At 34.2% G+C, this 20,004-nt stretch carries 16 protein-coding genes; 9 read left to right on the forward strand and 7 right to left on the reverse strand.

Translation table 11 applies throughout. The features are described from left to right. The first annotated feature begins 409 nt into the window (after positions 1–409). Positions 410–3,340 (forward strand): two-partner secretion domain-containing protein, encoded by a 2,931-nt coding sequence (locus tag A9G10_RS08150; protein ID WP_065559058.1) that lies wholly within the window; start codon positions 410–412, stop codon positions 3,338–3,340. 336 nt (positions 3,341–3,676) lie between these two features. Next, positions 3,677–6,313 carry a two-partner secretion domain-containing protein gene (locus A9G10_RS08155; protein WP_065559059.1) on the forward strand — a complete coding sequence of 879 codons (2,637 nt, stop codon included), beginning with the start codon at positions 3,677–3,679 and terminating at the stop codon, positions 6,311–6,313. A gap of 142 nt (positions 6,314–6,455) precedes the next feature. Here the strand turns inward: A9G10_RS08155 and A9G10_RS08160 are convergent, their stop codons facing one another. After that, positions 6,456–7,055: a CHAP domain-containing protein gene (locus A9G10_RS08160; RefSeq protein ID WP_065559060.1), complete on the reverse strand. Its 600-nt coding sequence runs from the start codon at positions 7,053–7,055 to the stop codon at positions 6,456–6,458. 163 nt (positions 7,056–7,218) lie between these two features. Here A9G10_RS08160 and yccX point away from each other — a divergent pair, with 163 nt between their 5' ends. The 5 genes from yccX to A9G10_RS08185 all read left to right on the forward strand — a co-directional run bounded on the left by yccX (position 7,219) and on the right by A9G10_RS08185 (position 10,868). Then, on the forward strand, positions 7,219–7,497 hold the full coding sequence (gene yccX / locus A9G10_RS08165; RefSeq protein WP_065559061.1) for an acylphosphatase: 279 nt from the start codon (positions 7,219–7,221) through the stop codon (positions 7,495–7,497). Between the two features lie 101 nt (positions 7,498–7,598). After that, the gene (gene lptC / locus A9G10_RS08170) at positions 7,599–8,162 is read left to right on the forward strand and encodes an LPS export ABC transporter periplasmic protein LptC (RefSeq protein ID WP_065559062.1); all 564 of its coding nucleotides are present in this window, start codon (positions 7,599–7,601) and stop codon (positions 8,160–8,162) included. Between the two features lie 3 nt (positions 8,163–8,165). Beyond that, on the forward strand, positions 8,166–8,726 hold the full coding sequence (gene lptA / locus A9G10_RS08175; protein WP_065559063.1) for a lipopolysaccharide transport periplasmic protein LptA: 561 nt from the start codon (positions 8,166–8,168) through the stop codon (positions 8,724–8,726). Between the two features lies 1 nt (position 8,727). Further along, positions 8,728–9,453 (forward strand): LPS export ABC transporter ATP-binding protein, encoded by a 726-nt coding sequence (gene lptB / locus A9G10_RS08180; RefSeq protein ID WP_065559064.1) that lies wholly within the window; start codon positions 8,728–8,730, stop codon positions 9,451–9,453. After that, positions 9,453–10,868, forward strand: coding sequence for an RNA polymerase factor sigma-54 (locus tag A9G10_RS08185; RefSeq protein WP_065559472.1), 1,416 nt, complete (start codon positions 9,453–9,455; stop codon positions 10,866–10,868). The genes lptB and A9G10_RS08185 overlap by 1 nt, the downstream gene beginning before the upstream one ends. A gap of 319 nt (positions 10,869–11,187) precedes the next feature. Here A9G10_RS08185 and leuD read toward each other — a convergent pair whose 3' ends face one another. The 4 genes from leuD to leuA form a co-directional block, all read right to left on the reverse strand. After that, positions 11,188–11,790, reverse strand: coding sequence for a 3-isopropylmalate dehydratase small subunit (leuD, locus tag A9G10_RS08190; RefSeq protein WP_065559065.1), 603 nt, complete (start codon positions 11,788–11,790; stop codon positions 11,188–11,190). A gap of 10 nt (positions 11,791–11,800) precedes the next feature. Further along, complete coding sequence (gene leuC, locus A9G10_RS08195; RefSeq protein ID WP_065559066.1) at positions 11,801–13,210, reverse strand: 3-isopropylmalate dehydratase large subunit; 1,410 nt, start codon at positions 13,208–13,210, stop codon at positions 11,801–11,803. A 68-nt stretch (positions 13,211–13,278) separates the two neighbouring features. Beyond that, the gene (gene leuB / locus A9G10_RS08200; protein WP_065559067.1) at positions 13,279–14,358 is read right to left on the reverse strand and encodes a 3-isopropylmalate dehydrogenase; all 1,080 of its coding nucleotides are present in this window, start codon (positions 14,356–14,358) and stop codon (positions 13,279–13,281) included. 69 nt (positions 14,359–14,427) lie between these two features. After that, a complete protein-coding gene (gene leuA / locus A9G10_RS08205) occupies positions 14,428–15,975 on the reverse strand; it encodes a 2-isopropylmalate synthase (RefSeq protein ID WP_065559068.1) in 1,548 nt (515 codons plus the stop codon). 448 nt (positions 15,976–16,423) lie between these two features. Between leuA and nfsB the strand changes: the two genes are divergently transcribed. Continuing rightward, a complete protein-coding gene (gene nfsB, locus A9G10_RS08210; RefSeq protein ID WP_065559069.1) occupies positions 16,424–17,068 on the forward strand; it encodes an oxygen-insensitive NAD(P)H nitroreductase in 645 nt (214 codons plus the stop codon). Positions 17,069–17,549: 481 nt separating this feature from the next. On the opposite strand, the gene A9G10_RS08215 is transcribed toward nfsB, so the two are convergent. Both A9G10_RS08215 and A9G10_RS12810 read right to left on the reverse strand, forming a co-directional pair. Continuing rightward, positions 17,550–17,789 (reverse strand): hypothetical protein, encoded by a 240-nt coding sequence (locus A9G10_RS08215; RefSeq protein ID WP_065559070.1) that lies wholly within the window; start codon positions 17,787–17,789, stop codon positions 17,550–17,552. 107 nt (positions 17,790–17,896) lie between these two features. Next, positions 17,897–18,058, reverse strand: coding sequence for a hypothetical protein (locus tag A9G10_RS12810; RefSeq protein WP_179855826.1), 162 nt, complete (start codon positions 18,056–18,058; stop codon positions 17,897–17,899). Positions 18,059–18,288: 230 nt separating this feature from the next. Here A9G10_RS12810 and ettA point away from each other — a divergent pair, with 230 nt between their 5' ends. Further along, positions 18,289–19,956 carry an energy-dependent translational throttle protein EttA gene (ettA, locus tag A9G10_RS08220; RefSeq protein ID WP_065559071.1) on the forward strand — a complete coding sequence of 556 codons (1,668 nt, stop codon included), beginning with the start codon at positions 18,289–18,291 and terminating at the stop codon, positions 19,954–19,956. The last annotated feature ends 48 nt before the right edge of the window (positions 19,957–20,004 follow it).

The following is a 20,004-nucleotide window of genomic DNA, read 5'->3' on the forward strand; positions in this document are numbered from 1 at the left end:
AAACTCCTTAATAAGAGGACTATCAAACCAAATATTAAAATTTTATTGTGTGGCATAAACTTCAAAAGAATTAAAGTCTAACTTAGTTAAACTCGAAAATTGACAAAAAAATAAATAAAATCTTTGACTAAATATGAAGTTAAAGTTTATTATAAAAAAATTAAGTTATCTAAATCATATAAAATTTTCCGTTGCTATTTGCCTGTTTATTTTAGGGGCAATCAAATTGTGGTAATAGTTCCAAATATATAAATCTTATCGTTGTCATTTTTAGTTGTATCAATTTCAATAATTATTTGTTTGGTTAATTATAAAAAAAATATGGATTTATTGAGCATGACCCATTGTTTAATAGATAAATATGATTTGTCTTAGCATTTTAGAAAATAGATGAAAGGTGAGAAATACTATGAACAAGAATTTTTTTCGTATTGTTTTTAATAAGACTCGTGGATTGTATGTTGTGGTATCCGAAATGGTTAGTTCCCATCAAGTCATGACAAGTCATAATCAGACTACAAAAAAAATTGAAGTGATTTCTAAACATAAAAATCAATCCTTTATGTTAAAACCCTTAGTATTTTTATCCTATATCGCATTAGGTATGGTTGGCATTGTTGAATCTAGTTACGCAAATAATATCGTTGTCGATCAAAATGCCAATCAAGCACAACGCCCAGCCATTCAAGGATTACCAAACGGTGTAACACAAATTGATATCGCAACGCCAACAAAAGGGGGCGTATCACATAATAAATATACGCAATTTGACGTATCAAAAAATGGGGTTATTTTAAATAACTCTCGTGACGGTAGTAAAACACAATTAGCCGGTGATATTAATGGTAATGCATTACTGCAAAATAGCGCCAAAGTCATATTAAATGAAGTAAATTCGCAAAATATCAGCCAATTAAATGGTTATATCGAGGTGGCTGGTCAAAAAGCCCAAGTGATCATCGCCAATCCGGCAGGCATAACCTGTAATGGTTGTGGTTTTATTAATGCAGATAAGGCAACCTTGACCACCGGTAAACCACTACTGAAAGATGGACAATTGATTGGTTATCATGTAGAAAAAGGTCAAATAGCCATTACAGGAGATGGATTAAAGAATTCAGGGCAAGATTATACCGATTTGATCGCACGCAGTGTAAATGTTAATGCGGAATTGTGGGCGAATAAAGAAATCACTATTGTGACCGGTCAAGGCAAAGTGAAAGCAGATCTGACAAAGATTGAAAAAATTGTATCAGACACCAATACTGCACAACCAGAATTTGCGCTGGATGTTTCAGCGTTAGGCGGAATGTATGCTGGAAAAATTAAGATGATAGGTACCGAAACAGGGGTAGGTGTACGTAATAATGGAATACTTATGGCCAGTGCGGGAACATTGAATCTATCGGTGGATGGTAAAATTTTAAATAATGTCGGTGGTAATCTTAAAGCAACAAAAGACATCTTATTAAACAGTCAACAAATAGAAAATCATGGCACAATTGCCGCTCAAAAAAATGTCAGTTTAATGGCAAAAACAGAGATAAAGAATTATGGAACCGTTGAAGCGGAAGAAGATATCAATCTAAAAGCATCTAAATTGGTTGCGAATGAGGGTAAATTGTCAGCAGGAAAAAATATTACTTCATTTAGTCAAGAATTTATTAGTACATGGACAGGTAATATAAATGCTGTAGCTATTACAATAACAGCCAAACGTACCAAAAATGTTGGAAGATTAAGAGCACAAATGATAAAAATTTCTGCTAATTATACTGAAAATGCGGGAAATGTATCAACCACCGATAAAATTAGTGTATCGGGTGATAATATTAAAAATGATTGGGAAGGGAAAATTGAATCAGCAGATGTAGATTTAGAAGGTAAAAACGTTGAAAATTACGGTGAAGTTGAAGCTAAGGATAAATTAAACATAGTTGCAGATGACGTGACAAATGAGAACAAATTAACCTCAGAAAAAGATTTAATCGTACATAGTGATAATATCACCAATAAGGATAAAGGCTTAATTCAAGCTGGAGAAAATGTTTCATTAGAAGGAAATAATATCGTTAATGAAGGTGAAGTAAAATCACCAACGGTAAACTTAGGAAACACATCTGAATCGAAAATAACCAATACATCGCAAGGTAAAATCATTGCAGAGGATCGAATCAATGTAAACGGTATGCAATTTGATAACCATGGCTGGATTACTGGAGGTTGGGCTAATATAAGATTAACTAACGGAATGTACAATAATGGTAATATCGCATTTAAAGATAAGATGGAATTAAATATCAAAAACTTAAAAAATGATTGGCAAGGTATTTTAAAAAGTTCAAACATAGAGATCAAAAATGATGACTCAGGGACAGATTTAACTAACTTTGGTGTTATTGATGCAGATAACATGAATTTACAACTTGAAGAAGTATCCAACTTTGGTCAATTGTTAGCAAAGGAGTCGCTATCTTTAAACGCTAGCAAATTGGAAAATGGTAGGGAAGGCATCATAAAATCGAATAAAGTTAAATTATCTTCATCAAAAATCTATAATTACAATCAAATTATTGCTAAAGAACAACTTGAAATCAATTCTACTGAAATATTATATAATCAAGGAAAATTATTGGCTCAGGATAAAATAGCAATATCCAGTAATTATTTTAAAAATGATTGGTTAGGAGAGGTGAATGCCGATGAAATAAGTCTAAATGGTATTGCTGTTAATGATTTGGTTTCATTTGAAGATAGTAGGTTTGATAACTACAATAAAGTTACTGCCAACAAAAATTTAAAACTTGATACAGCTGATATTTATAATCAAGCGAAATTAATAGCTGTTGAGCGATTAACGACTAAAAGCACTAATTTTAAAAACGATTGGCAAGCGGAAATCAGCGCTAATAAAATTGAAATAAACAGTGAAAATTTTGACAATCGAAAAATCGTAAACGCAAAGGATAAGCTCGTTATTAAAGCTGGACAAATTTATAATAATGGCGAGATATTTGCCAAAAATGAGATATATACAGAAACTAATCAATTTAAAAATGATTGGTTAGGAATTATCAAAACTAATAATATCAATGTAGCAGGTAGAAATAATATCAACAATCTAGGTACAATTAATGTTGATAAATTAGATAACGCTCAACATAATCAGCGATATAAAATCGAAAATTCGGCTTCAGAGATGTTTTTCACTTTGGATAATAATACTTTTTCCAATGACAAACAAAATACAATAAAAACGGAAACTATCATATCTAATATTACGGATATGATTATTTTCCATATAATGCATCGCGATTATAACAATCAGAAAAATCAATAAAATCTTATCGTTACACTAAGGTTTGATGAGATATCCTATTGTTATTATTCAATAAAACAAAATTCTATATCACAGGGAATTTATCATAATTCCCTCAGTGAGTTGTAATTAACTTAAATTGTTACGCTGTTCCTCCTTATCTAATTTAAATGTTCTTTATGTGACAATAGACTTAACAGATCAATAGATCTTATTGATGATATAAATAAATGATAAAAATTCTTGAGTTTTAATTACTGTATCAAATTTTCTTCAATGTTCACTAAACTTTTATTTATCTAAAAATTAGCTGTATATAACTTAATGCATTAACAATTGATGAAAGGTAGAAATAATATGAATAGAAATTTATATCGAATTATTTTTAATAAAGCTCGAAATGTATTTATTGTTGTATCTGAACTGGTTAAATCGCATCAAATGGTGGCAAGTAATAAAAATAAAGTCGGAATAATTCATCAAAAGCACGGCTCAATTTACCCAGCAAAACCCTTCAAAATAAAACCTTTAATATTTATATCGTATATCGCATTGGGAATGGTTAGTCTGATTGCTAGCTGTTATGCTAGCAATATTGTCGTAGACAATACAGCCGACCGTAGTCAACGCCCCAATATTTATCAACATTCTGACGGTATCAAAATAATTAATATTACTAATCCATCGAGTAGTGGGGTTTCACATAATAAATATACTCAATTTGATGTATCCAAAAAAGGAGTGATATTAAATAATGGAACAGATCGATATAAAACGCAATTAGTGGAGTTTGTTAACCCAAATATATTACTCGCACAAAGCGCTAAAGTCATTTTGAATGAAGTCAATTCACCTAATATTAGTCAGTTGAATGGATACATTGAAGTGGCCGGTCCAAAAGCACAAGTGATCATTGCCAACCCAGCGGGTATAACCTGTAATGGATGTGGTTTTATCAATGCTGACCGAGCAACTTTAACAACCGGTAAACCGCTAGTAGAAAACGGAAAATTGACTGGGTATCAAGTTGAACGTGGACATATTTATGTTACGGGTCAAGGCTTAAAAAATACTGGGCAAGATTATACGGATATCATTGCTCGAAGTGTGAAAATTAATGCTGAATTATGGGCTAATAAAGAAATTAATGTGATAGCAGGTCAAAATAATGTCGGTACAGATTTAAGCTTTACTGAGAATAAAAAAGATGAAATCTATCAAGATAGATTTAATTATGGTATTGATGTATCTGCTTTAGGTGGCATGTACGCAGGTAAAATTACATTGAGTGCAAATGAACAAGGTGTCGGTGTGCGTAATTCAGGAACGTTGGGCGTAAGTGCTGGAGACCTTAACATCAATGCCAATGGTATCATTATTAATAACAATTATATGACGGCAAAGGACTCAATCAATTTTAATAGTTCTGAAATAAGAAACAATACGACTATAGAAAGTGGAAAAAATCTTAATATACAAAGTCAATATGTAGAAAATTTCGGTAAGCTTTCCGCTGGAGAACAATTTACTGCTGATAGCGGTTATATATTAAATACAAATGATATCAAATCAAAAAATGTTCAACTTAAAGCTCAATATGTTAAAAATTATGGTGTTATTGAAGCAAGTAATGATATAACTATGAAAGCTAACAACACGTATAATGCAAACAAAATATTGGCGGAAAATAATATTGCCCTATCTGGTTACACTATTTTTAACGACAAACAAAGTTTGATTCAATCACAGAACCAAAACATCCAACTAAATTCTAGTATTTTTGAAAATCAAGGCACGATAAAATCATATCATCTTTATGTAAATAGTGATGACTTTATAAATAACAGCACTGGAAATATTGAAATTGGTAAATATATTAATATAAAGGGGTCGTCATTTAAAAATTATGGTTTAGTTAAGTCTTCAGTTGATTTAGATAGTTCGGTAATTCATTTAAATAACTATGGAGAACTTTTATCCGATCGCATTAATATAAACGCTTTTTACTTTATAAATGCAGGGAAAGGTGAGTTAACAGCTAATTCAATATCTTTAACTGGTTCAAATTTAGAAAACTACAATGTAATATATGGAGGTGAAAATTTATCTATTTCTGAAAAAGAATATCTTTACAATCAAGGAGAACTGAATTCAAAAGGGGATCTGTCCATTTACGGCAAAATTTTCAAAAATGACTGGAATGGTAGGATTACTTCTTACAATATATCACTATCAAGTGAAAAACTTGAAAATCATAATTTAATTGAAGGGTATAATAACTTAACAATTAACGCTACTGATTTATATAACCAAGGCGAATTATCATCTTTTAAATCAGCGTTGATAAGTCAAGGCTATTTCAAAAATGATTGGAATGGATTCGTTAAAGGTAGCAATATCACGATTACTGGAAAAAATTTTGAAAACCATAACCAAGTTACTGCAGAAAAGTTATTAAGTATAGATTCAACAAAAGTTTATAATCAAGGAACATTAGCTTCTGAACAAACCTTAAATACCAATTCAGATTATTTAATAAATGATTGGAAAGGTCAAATGCAAGGATATGATATCAATATTTCAGGAGAAAAGTTTGAAAATAATAATATTGTTGATGTATACAAAACAATGTCTATAAAATCTAAGGATGTTTATAATCAAGGAAAACTTATTTCTGAACATACGATAGATTTAACACCAACTAAACTGTTCAATGATTGGAACGGTGTAATTATTGCTGGATTAGGATTATCAATATCAGGTAACGAATTTGAAAATCACAATCTAGTTAGATCTAACACTGTACAGAAAATTGATGTTGATAAAGTTTATAATCAAGGTCAACTAATTGGGGATAAAGAGCTTTATATAAAAGCAAAAAAAGTTAATAATGATTGGCACGGTAAAATTTATGGTATTAATATTTATGTTGATGTTCCTGAACTAATCAATAATGGATTGATTATTGGAGATATCAAAAGTAAAGAGTTATAAGTAAATTATTGAACTGCTTTTTTACAAGAAACAATAACGATCCTAGTTTATTGATGGAAAAAACTGGGATCGTAATTAACTATTTATATAAATTATAAATAGTTTTTAAATTTATATTCTCTTAATAATGATTAATTTAACATTAATTTTTACGCAGATAGCCTAAAACCCGAAATGAATCAATCTTCCATAGACCGTCTTTATAAATTAAAGGAATCGTTTCACGAGAGCTAGCATTAGGACCAGGGTTTTGCTGGACAATTTCTATCTCATTATCGCTGACTTTACTGATAATAGCGACATGACCATATCTGCTCCATCCCATGACAATGATATCCTCAACTTGAGGTTTTGACCCTGAACCATTGTGATATTGCAGTAGATTACGTTTGGGATTGATTTTTCCGTCGGCGATAGAATCATCAAAAAAATCTTTCGCATGACCATAACTATCTGGCATCTTATGATCAAAGCGCTCATAGTAATAACGCTTAATAAATTCGACGCATTGGTATTTCAAACCGAGATTATATCCATCTTTAGACGTATTGCGTCCACTCACATTACCTACATGACCATTATAGTAAACTTTGACACCATTAAATTCATCGACAACAACGCCTATTTTATCTTTATCAACCAGAAAATACGCATAAATTTGTTGACAAAAAAGGTAGCTACTTAATGACAAAATCAACATAATTAAAAACAAACTTTTTTTATATTTGAACAGTAGTTTCATTGTTATTCCTTATTTAATCATTTGAGTATTTAGGTTTTGTTTTTTTATTCATCATAGCTTTTTATCAATAAAAGTAAAATATATAAAATATGAATATATTGATTCAAATATCAATATAACTTCATTATTATGGACTAAGAAAATAGTCGTATAAGGTTGTGACATGATAAGACTAATTAAAATTATAGTAAGTGGTTCGGTGCAAGGTGTCGGTTTTCGTTTTTTTACTTATCAACAAGCAGTCAAAATTGGCTTAGTGGGTTATGTTAAAAATTTAGAAAATGGTGCCGTTGAAATAATTGCACAAGGTAATAATCAACAGATTTCACAGCTAATACTGTGGTTAGAGCATGGTGGACCGCGATCTGCTCGCATTACCCAAATTAATATGAGTGAATTACCACCCCAAGAAAATTTAACTTCTTTTAATGTCAGATATTAATTTAATGAAAAATGCAGTAAAATATCTTAAATTTCTGGCTTAATTAAATAATATTTTTTCCTAACTTGTGATTAACTTTATGAGCGTAATTGACTTCTGTTATGAATAAAAAAAACTTAATCTGTATTTTACTTCTCATTATTGTGATTGGCGTTTACTATAATTATCAGAAAGATAATGATGTTGTCACTCAACCTATTACAGATTTATCTAATACGCCTATTTATCAAAGTGATGAAATGATAACTAAAATTTATGATTTATCAGGAGAAATTATTTATAAAATTGAATCAGCACATGTCCGTTATTTTGATGATACGGATAATACCGAATTTGATTTACCTAATTTTACCCTTTATGATGCCGATCATGTTGCCACTTGGCATATTAAAGCAAAAAAAGCAACCTTGACTGATGATAAATTGATTTATCTTTATCAGGATGTTCAGTTAGATAATCTTGTGCCAGATGCTCAATTGCAACAAGTAAAAACGGATAAAGCAGTGGTTGATTTAAATACACAACATGTCACATCTAAAGACCCCGTAATACTCAAAGGCATTGGATTTTACTCAACAGGCATTGGGTTAGATGGTGATTTACAAGCCAAAACGGCTAATATCCTTGAAAATATAAAAACGTATTATAATACTGAGGCAAAATAAAAAATGAGTTCGCAAAAAAAAGTTATTCTTCCATTATTTTTACTATTATCTGTGTCATTTTGTTGTTTTGCGGATCAATCCAATATTCAAATTTCAAATGAAAATCAAGAACAAACGCCAAAAACAACAATTAACAATAAACCGATTGCTATTGATGCCGATAATCAACAAATTGATATTGAAAAAAATACCATTACTTTTAGTGGTAATGTGAATATTGTTCAAGATGAATTAACTATTATTGCAGATAAAGTTGTTATTACAGATATGCAAGATTCATCAAAACAAAAAATCACCGCTTATGGCAAACCAGTAAAGTTTAAGCAAATTTTACCTGAAAAAAATAAAATTGTAACAGGTCACGCTTCACAAGTAATCTACAGCGTTAAGGACAATAAGGTAACTTTGCAAGGTAATGCCCATATGTATCAACAAGATAATCATGTTAGCAGTGAACTCATTACTTATGATGTCAAAAAACAATACATTACTGCACATTCAAATAATAACGCACGAGTTAAGAGCACTATCTTACCTAATCAAGTTAAAGAGATGAATAAATAAAATGTCAATATTAAAGGCAGAAAATTTAGCCAAAGTTTATAAAAAACGGCGCGTTGTGGAAGATGTGAGCTTAACAGTCAATTCTGGCGAAATAGTCGGATTGCTAGGACCTAATGGCGCAGGTAAAACAACCACATTTTATATGGTCGTTGGAATTGTGGCGTTAGATGCGGGTAAAATCTATCTGGATGACGATGATATTAGTATTTTACCATTACATGAACGTGCTCAAAAAGGAATAGGTTACTTACCTCAAGAAGCCTCAATTTTCAGAAAACTATCTGTTATTGATAATATCATGTCGATTTTAGAAACTCGCCGAGACATAGATAAAAATGAAAAATTAGAAAGGGCAGAAGAACTGCTTGAAGAATTTCATATTACGCATATTCGGGATAGTATTGGTCAATCTTTATCGGGTGGTGAACGGCGACGAGTTGAAATTGCCAGAGCTTTAGCGGCTAATCCAAAATTTATTTTGTTGGATGAACCTTTTGCTGGCGTCGATCCGATTTCAGTAATTGATATTAAAAATATTATAAAACATCTACGTGATCGTGGCCTTGGTGTTTTAATCACTGATCACAATGTACGTGAAACTTTAGATGTCTGCGAAAGAGCTTATATCGTCAATAAAGGTCATTTGATTGCCGATGGAACACCAAGTAGTATCTTAAGTAACGAATATGTCAAACGCGTTTACTTAGGAAATGAATTTAGACTATGATAAAACCTAGTTTTCAGCTGAAAGTATCCCAACAATTATCGATGACGCCACAATTACAACTTGCTATTCGATTACTTCAGTTGTCAACGTTGGAATTACAACAAGAAATTCAAACCGCACTGGAAAATAATCCTTTATTAGAAATTGCTGAACACTATGACGAAATTAACGTTGACGAAAGTGCGGTGACTGAAAATTTAGATACCCGTGAAGCATTAGATAGCCAAGAAATACCTGAGGATATACCATTAGATGCATCCTTAGATGATATTTATTCAGCTGGGACACCGTCTGGTACTTATTCGGATTATCGTAACGATGAATTACCTATCTATCAGGGTGAAACTCACGAAACGTTATACGATTATCTAAAATGGCAACTTGATCTTACCCCTTTTAGCGAGACTGATCGCGCCATTGCAATTTCAATCATTCAAGCCATAGATGATCGCGGTTATTTAACGGCGACAACTCAAGAACTGCTTGAAGCGCAAGGTAATGCTGAAATAGAGCTTGATGAAATTGAGGCTGTTTTAAAGCGGATTTGGCATTTTGACCCAATTGGCGTGGGAGCCAGAACGCTACAAGAGTGTCTGTCAATTCAAATTCAATATTTAGATGCCCCAAAATTAGTTAAACAGATAATTGATAATCATTTGGAATTATTGGCAAGCCATGATTATCGAACATTGAAAAAATTACTCAATGTGAGTGATGAACAACTTAAAGCATCGATTGAATTTATCAAGCATTTACATCCTTATCCAGGTGATCTGCTAAATACGACGCAACCTGATTATGTTGTTCCCGATGTACTAGTTAAAAAAGTGGCGGGTAAATGGCAGGTTGAATTGAATACCGATACCATACCCAACCTACGCATTAATCAACACTATGCGAAAATGGCAAAATCGGCTAATGACAGCGATGGTCAATATATTCGTGCAAATTTGCAAGAAGCAAATTGGTTTATAAAAAGTATTGAAAGTCGCAATGAAACTTTATTCAAAGTGAGTCAATTTATTGTTGAACATCAACAAGCTTTTTTTGAACATGGAACAGAGCAGATGAAACCGCTGATTTTATCTGATGTTGCCACGGCAATTGATATGCATGAATCCACTGTTTCGAGAGTAACATCGCAAAAATATTTGCAATGTCCTAGGGGAATATTTGAACTCAAGTTCTTTTTTTCCAGCCATGTTAATACGGAATCGGGTGGCGAAGCTTCATCTACTGCAATTCGAGCTTTAATCAAAAAATATATTTCAGCAGAAGACCGAAAAAAACCGTTAAGTGATAGCAAGTTAGTCTCAATATTTGAAGATCAAGGTATTATTATTGCACGCCGTACCGTCGCCAAATATCGAGAAGCATTATCTATTCCACCGTCAAGCCAACGTAAACAACTTTAGTTATACCGTTTATTTTCATTCAATCATCATTTATGAGTGATAGCTTTACTGCGGGTGATGAAGCACAATCTATCAACCATTGAAAATGATCGCTAGATTATTTAATTGAATTCACTCATCGTGATAATTTATTGCCCTATTTTTTGTTATTTTTATTCCTTATGAACAATTTATAGTCATAATTTTCTGACGTGAAAATAAGTAGCGGGAGTATATATTATAATGGTCATCTAAGTTAAGTGTCGTTGAGTGATTTATTTAAAAAGGGTGATATATCATCGCTTAAATAGTAATAAACGATGATATCTACATTAAGATTTTATGCTAAAAAAGAAGGGATTTTATGTTCAAATGCACTGATTGCATCTTCATGTTGTAGCGTTAAACCAATATTATCTAATCCATTTAATAAACAATGGCGTTTAAACGCATCAATTTTAAAAGGATATTGCTTATCGCCTGCAATCACGACTTCGTTAACCAGATCGATAGTAAATTCGATTCCTTCATTGGCTTCAACAATTTTGAAAAGTTCATCAATGTCTTCTTCTGACAGATTCACTAACAATAGTTGATTGTTAAACGAGTTGTTATAAAAAATATCGGCAAAACTCGAACCTATAATCGTTTTAAATCCATAATCTGCTAATGCCCATGGTGCATGCTCACGGGATGAACCGCAGCCAAAATTTTCACGTGTTAATAAAATACTGGCGCCTTTATAACGAGGTTTATTTAAAACGAAATCAGGATTAGGTTGTTCGCCAATATCATCTAAAAACCGCCATTCATGAAAAGCATGTTTACCAAATCCAGTGCGAGTCACTTTTTGTAAAAATTGTTTTGGAATAATCGCATCAGTATCAACATTAGCCGCATCTAAAGGAACGACTAGTCCTGTGTGTGTTGTAAATTGTGCCATGACTGTCTCCTTAAAATGGTTTGCGAATATCGGTAAAATAGCCAGTGATTGCTGCTGCGGCTGCCATAGCAGGACTGACTAAGTGTGTTCTGGCGTCTCGTCCTTGTCGCCCTTCAAAATTACGATTACTGGTCGATGCACAGCGATCCCCCGGTGCTAATTTATCGTCATTCATGGCTAAACACATAGAACAGCCGGGTAGACGCCACTCAAAACCTGCATCGATAAAAATCTTATCTAAACCTTCGGCTTCAGCTTGTTGCTTCACAGGCCCAGAACCTGGTACCACTAAAGCTTGTACACCGTTGGCGACTTTACGTCCTTGAGCAATTTTTGCAGCAGCACGGAGATCTTCAATTCGAGAATTAGTGCAGGATCCAATAAAGACTTTATTAATCTTAATATCACTCATTTTTGTACCAGCAGTTAACCCCATATAAGTTAAAGCTCGCTGAGCAGACTGTTTTTCAATGGGATCGGCAAAATCATTTGGATTTGGCACGGTGGCATCAATGGATGTGACCTGTCCGGGATTGGTTCCCCAAGTGACTTGTGGGGCAATATCTTTGGCTTCAAGAGTGACAATACGATCAAAATGTGCACCGTCATCGGTTTTCAATGTCTTCCAATAGGCAACCGCTTGTTCAAAATCCTCCCCTTTAGGTGAGAATTGGCGACCTTTTAAGTATGCAAAGGTGACTTCATCGGGTGCTACCAGCCCAGCCTTAGCCCCCATTTCAATTGCCATATTACATAGTGTCATACGTCCTTCCATTGATAAGGCTTTAATGGCTTCACCGCAAAACTCAACGACATGCCCTGTGCCTCCAGCACTGGTTGTTTTACCGATAATGGCTAAAATAATATCTTTAGCGGTAATGCCGTCGGCCACCTGACCTTTCACTTCAATTTTCATGGTTTTAGCACGACCTTGTTTTAAGGTTTGCGTTGCTAATACATGTTCAACTTCTGATGTGCCGATACCAAAAGCCAGTGCGCCAAATGCGCCATGTGTTGCGGTATGTGAATCCCCACAAACTATTGTCATACCAGGTAATGTCATCCCTTGTTCAGGGCCGACAACATGGACGATACCTCGCAATGGACTGTGTAGCCCATAAAGTGAAACACCAAATTCTTCAGCATTTTTTGCCAGTTCAGTTAATTGAATTTGTGCCATTTCGCTACATGCATTTAAATCATTACTTTTGGTCGAGGTATTATGATCCATGGTTGCAAAGGTTTTATGGGGTTGTCTCACTTTTCGATTCATCGCCCGTAAACCATCAAAAGCTTGAGGTGAGGTCACTTCATGAACTAAGTGACGGTCGATATATAAAATAGGTGTTTCATTTGGCGCTTCATACACAACATGCGCATCATATAATTTTTGATACAATGTTTTTGGATTCGTTGACATTGCTTTATTCCTTTATTGTTATCCTGAAGATTAACCGAATTTTTTTAACTTAAGCATAATAAATATTGTTAGATAAAACGGCAGATAGCATCACCCATTTCATCGGTTGAAACATACTGACCACCTCGTGCTAAATCAATTGTTCTGATACCTTGTTCAAGCGCTTGATTAACTGCATTTTCAATTGCTTTAGCAATATCATCTCGTTTTAAGCTATAACGGACTAATAATGCTAAAGAGAGTATTTGCGCGGCTGGATTAGCAATATTTTTTCCTGCTATATCGGGCGCACTACCACCAGCGGGTTCATATAACCCAAAACCTTGCTCATTTAGACTCGCAGAAGGTAGCATTCCCATTGACCCAGTTATCATGGCACATTCATCCGATAAAATGTCACCAAATAGGTTTGAACATAAAAGCACATCAAATTGTGAAGGGTCTTTCACCAGTTGCATAGTGGCATTATCAATATACATATGTTCAAGCGCAACATCAGGATAATCTTTAGCAATTTCTGTGACAACTTCTCGCCATAATATTGATGTTTGCAAGACGTTGGCTTTATCTACCGAGGTAACTTTTTTACGTCGGATTTTAGCAGCTTCAAAAGCCATTTTTGCGATACGTTCAATTTCAAATCGATGATAAACTTCAGTATCGTATGCACGTTCTTGGGCACCTGTGCCTTCACGTCCTTTTGGTAAACCAAAATAGATACCGCCAGTTAATTCACGCATACATAAAATATCAAAGCCACGTTTTGCAATGTCTTCACGCAAAGGACAAAGTTCTTCTAAACCTTGATAAAGACTTGCTGGACGCATATTAGCAAATAATTTGAAATGTTTACGTAGCGGTAATAATGCACCACGTTCTGGCTGTTGGTCAGGGGGTAAATGTGTCCATTTAGGCCCGCCAACAGATCCAAACAATATGGCATCGGCTTTTTCACAACCTTCAAGTGTGTCATTAGGTAGTGGACAGCCATGAATATCAATCGCTGCGCCACCCACATCATATTCACTTGTGGTAATTGAAAGTTGATATTTTTGACGGATAATGTCAAGCACTTTATAGGCTTGTTTCATCACTTCTGGCCCAATTCCATCCCCGGGTAATACTGCAATATGGTAATTTTGTGACATGTTTTTATTCCTTAACAAACTCATTAAAATTGGTTATTTTGTCCCTGATGAACAAAACAAGATTCGTAATCAATCATGATGTAATTTTTGTTTTTCCTCGGCAACTTGGTTTGCTCGATAAACATTATTTAAGACATTTATCAATGCTAAAGCTGACGAATGTACAATATCGGTAGCTAGCCCTACGCCGTGAAATTTTCGACCTTTATATTCAGCAACAATATCAACCTGACCTAGCGCATTTTCGCCTTGACCTTTTGATGCTAATTGATATTTAACAATTGAAATAGGTTCGCCAGTAATACGATTTATTGCTTGATAAACGGCATCGACGGGGCCATTGCCAGTTGCTGCATCAGAGAATTTTTGATCACCAATAATTAAGCTTACTGATGCAGTCGATACGACCGTTGAACCTGATTGAACATTGAAGTAATCTAATTTGTAATGATCTTGTTCATCTTTTAATTGATTAATAAATATTAATGCTTCAAGGTCATAATCAAAAACTTGTCCTTTTTTGTCTGCCAATTCAAGAAAAGCTTCATAAACTTGATCTAAATTATAGTCTGTGTCATGGTAGCCTAATTCTCCTAAGCGATGTTTAACGGCTGCACGACCTGATCGTGAGGTAAGATTTAATTGAACTTGATTTAACCCAATTGATTCAGGGGTCATGATTTCGTAGGTTTCTCGGTTTTTCAGAATACCATCTTGATGAATACCGGATGAGTGCGCAAAAGCATTACTGCCAATAACGGCTTTATTCGCCGGTATTGGCATATTTGTAATTTGACTGACAATTTGACTGGTACGATAAATTTCTTGATGATTGATATTAGTATGAACATTTAGGATATTTTGACGAACTTTGATCGCCATAATCACTTCTTCTAAAGCGGTGTTTCCTGCTCGTTCACCTAAACCATTCATCGCCCCTTCAATTTGCCGAGCACCTTCTTGAATCGCGCTAATCGAGTTAGCCACCGACATACCCAAGTCATCATGACAATGAACAGAGATAATCGCTTTATCAATGTTCGGGACACGTTCAAATAAGGTACGAATAATGCCACCAAATTGATAAGGAACAGTATAACCGACAGTATCTGGGATATTGATCGTCGTTGCCCCGGCTTTAATTGCCGCTTCAACGATCCGACATAAGTTATCAATTGGGGTACGACCTGCATCTTCACAAGAAAACTCCACATCATTAGTATAATTACGTGCACGCTTAATGCAGTGCACAGCCCGTTCAACGACATCATCAAATGTCATTTTTAATTTATCTTGTACATGTAACGTCGATGTTGCCATAAACGTATGAATGCGAAACTGATCCGCTACTTTCAATGCTTCAGCTGCAACATCAATATCCTTATCAATACAGCGTGATAGCGCACAAACCCGGCTATCTTTAATGGTTTTTGCAATGGTTTGTACCGATTCAAAATCACCGGGAGATGAAACAGGAAAACCAACCTCCATAACATCAACTCGCATTCGTTCTAAAGCTAATGCAATTTGCAATTTTTCTTTTACACTTAGACTTGCTTGTAATGCCTGTTCGCCATCACGTAATGTTGTATCAAAAATAATGACTTGATTGCTCATTGTTTTTTTCCTTTTCTTTTTTGCGCTATCTCGGTGTTTAGCGTTATAAAACAAAAAACCCGCACTTTAGCGCGGGTTCTTGTTAATTTGTCGAGTATTTTATATTTAAAACTTTTACTCCAAACACAAGCTATCCGCGCAAGATAATGCGAGGAGGAGGCTGAGGTTGTGAGTTAAAAAGTTAATAAACATAAAAATCTCTAAATTCAACAGTTATACAAAATAAATTGGTGTTATTTTTATCAAATGCTGATGAATGTGTCAACGATTATTTGTCAATGAATAAAAAATATTCTAAACTAAAAATGTCTATGCCTTATTCTAACTATTATTCTCGACTAATTTTCAAAGTTCGTCCTATCAAAATAATATATTGAGCGTCTTATCATTCTGGTTATACTATTTCTTATGGTATTAATTATTTAAATCATTAATTAAGGACATTAAAATGAACATAGTTGAAATTTCAGAAAAACGTTATACCACAAAACATTATGATCCAACTAAAAAAATTCCGGCTGAGGTGATTGAACAACTCTTAACAGTATTAAGAAACAGTCCATCTTCAGTTAACTCTCAACCGTGGCATTTTTATGTTATTGACAACGAAGCCGCTAAAAATAAAATTTTGCCAGCAATAGCTGATTTTAATCAACCACGTGTCACCGGTTCATCACATACTATTGTTTTTTGCATTAAAACCCCGTTGGATGAAGCCCATTTAGTCAATCTCCTTAATCAAGAAGAGAAAGACGGCCGTTTGCCTTCGGCAGAATTAAAAGCGTCTCAAGATCAGGGTCGACGTTATTTTGTAAATTTAAACAGCAAGACGCCTGAATCGCAACAGTGTTGGGAAGGTAAACAAGCCTATATTGCATTAGGGCAATTGCTTTTTGCGGCTGCGGCAATTGGTGTGGATTCTACTGCAATAGAGGGTTACGATTCTGCAAAAATGGATGAAATTTTAGATCTTAAAAACAAAGGATTGAAAAGCATTGTGGTTGCAACATTAGGTTATCGTGCTCAAGATGATGGTAATGCGCATCGTCCTAAATCACGTCTGCCGAAAGATCAAATCTTCACCTTTTTATAATCTGATTAACATCCCACCTTGTATTCGGTGGGATGAGTAATAAGGGTATGGTATTACTTCTCTGAATAATTGCTATAGTCTTTCAGTTTCTCTTCCAGCGCTTGTTGTTCTAAAGTAAACTCTTCATAAAAAAAAAGTAAAAAGCCGAATTTTCGTGGAAGGTAAACACATAACTTTTTGATGTTTTTTTAAATATTATAAAATTCAGCATAGTTGATATTAGTCGAACCCTCTTTTTTGGGTAATTGTTTGCAATATTCTATCATAACTTACTAAATATTAATTTATCTTTAATATTGGGAATTCTTCTAAAACTTTTACTCCATCAAGTGTCAATGGTTTTGGAAATAAAGAAAGCCAACTTATATAAGTTAGCTTTTATTTTTAAGAATTATTAATCATTTAATATTATTTTCTTTTCTCCATTAATATTAGTAGTTTCTATTTTTATTAGTTTATTTTTCTCATAAACGTAAACATACTAAAAAAAAAGATTATTGTTTATATATTTTTCAACTACTTCAAGTCTATTATTTATATAAATAGCTTTTAAATAAATATTTTTATCTTTTAAACTATTAAAATCGATCTCATTGTTTAATTTTACTGGATGATCATATCCAGAAAAACTTTCATAATATTTCACTTCTTCCATACCTATACTTTTTTGAGTGTAGAAAGAGAAAAATAAAACTTGGATTAAAAGAAATATTTTTTTCATTATTTACATTTCCTTATTTCTAAATTCAAATCTTTTAGCATTTTCTCTTGAAAAGAATGACAATTTTGTCCTACGGGACAACTTCAAGTTATCTTTATTTAGCTGCACTATTTTTCATTATCGGAAGTGAAGGTAAAATTACGCATATTATCAGCAATTGAATCATCTAATTTTTGTGTAAACTCATCATCCAAACAATCTTGCAGCGCGTAATAAGTATCGACAATATATTGTCGATCAATATGGCAATTAACTTTGATGTTACTCATTCTTGCTCCTAAAATGGTCTTTATCACTCATACTGTCAATTTAATAGGTTATTAATTATATATAAAACCAATTATATTGCATGTTAAACATAAAAGAGAGTGAATAAATCTAATCAATTCGACAAATAACCCTAGACCCCATTGACAGAATCGTTACAATATACGGCATGACTTTTATAGCAAGTAAAATTAACTTTGCTATGATTAATTTAACAAACGGATGATGTTTTATGGCGCAATATGTTTATACCATGAATCGTGTTGGGAAGATTGTTCCTCCTAAACGTTATATTTTAAAAGATATCTCATTAAGTTTTTTCCCCGGAGCCAAAATTGGTGTTCTTGGCTTAAATGGGGCAGGTAAATCGACATTACTACGAATTATGGCAGGAGTGGATACCGAAATTGAAGGTGAAGCTCGTCCACAGCCGGACATAAAAATAGGTTATTTACCGCAAGAACCTAAACTTGATCCTAAGCAAACTGTACGTGAAGCAATTGAACAAGCCGTTGGTGATGCCAAAAAAGCATTGGCTCGTTTAGATGAAGTTTATGCGGCTTATGCTGATCCAGATGCCGATTTTGACAAACTAGCCAAAGAACAAGCTGAACTTGAAGCAATTATTCAATCGCAAGATGCGCATAATCTGGATAATCAATTAGAACGAGCTGCCGATGCGTTACGCCTGCCTGATTGGGATGCAAAAATCGAAAATTTATCGGGTGGTGAACGCCGTCGAGTGGCGATTTGCCAATTATTGCTGGAAAAACCGGACATGTTATTAATTGACGAACCGACTAACCATTTAGATGCTGAATCTGTAGCTTGGTTAGAACGTTTTTTACATGACTATGAAGGCACTGTTGTCGCTGTAACCCATGACCGTTACTTCTTAGATAATGTTGCTGGTTGGATTTTAGAGCTTGACCGTGGTGAAGGTATTCCATGGGAAGGCAATTACTCATCTTGGCTTGAACAGAAAGATCAGCGTCTAGCGCAAGAAGCGGCAACAGAATCTGCTCGCCGTAAATCGATTGAAAAAGAATTAGAATGGGTGCGCCAAAACCCTAAAGGTCGCCAAGCTAAAAGCAAGGCTCGTTTAGCGCGTTTTGAAGAATTAAACAGTAATGATTACCAAAAACGTAATGAAACTAATGAACTCTTTATTCCGCCTGGGCAACGTTTAGGTGATAAAGTTATCGAAGTGCAAAACTTAACTAAATCCTATGGTGATCGAGTATTAATCGATAATCTGTCATTTAGTATTCCTAAAGGGGCGATTGTTGGGATCATTGGTCCAAATGGTGCGGGTAAATCGACACTATTTAGAATGTTATCGGGCAAAGAACAACCAGATTCAGGAACTATCACATTAGGTGATACCGTACAACTTGCCTCTGTCGATCAATTCCGTGACAGTATGGATGATAAAAAGACCGTTTGGGATGAAATATCCAATGGGCAAGATATCATGCGTATTGGTAACTTCGAAATTCCAAGCCGAGCTTATGTGGGACGCTTTAATTTTAAAGGCGTTGATCAGCAAAAACGAGTGGGTGAGCTGTCTGGTGGTGAACGTGGTCGTGTGCATTTAGCTAAGTTATTACAAGTTGGTGGAAACGTACTATTACTCGATGAGCCAACCAATGATCTAGATGTCGAAACACTGCGCGCGCTTGAAAATGCGTTATTAGAGTTCCCGGGCTGTGCATTAGTTATTTCGCATGACCGTTGGTTCTTAGATCGTATTGCAACCCATATTTTAGATTACCAAGACGAAGGGCATGTGGAGTTCTTTGAAGGTAACTTTACAGAATATGAAGAGTGGAAAAAACGGACTTTAGGGGCAGAAGCCTTAGAGCCGAAACGTGCCAAATACAAACGTATAGCAAAATAGGTTGTATCGACTTCCGCCGATAACCACGGCGGAACATGACAGGGGCTT

Source organism: Gilliamella sp. wkB308, from assembly GCF_001690185.1.
Classification (GTDB): Bacteria; Pseudomonadota; Gammaproteobacteria; order Enterobacterales; family Orbaceae; genus Gilliamella; species Gilliamella apicola_I.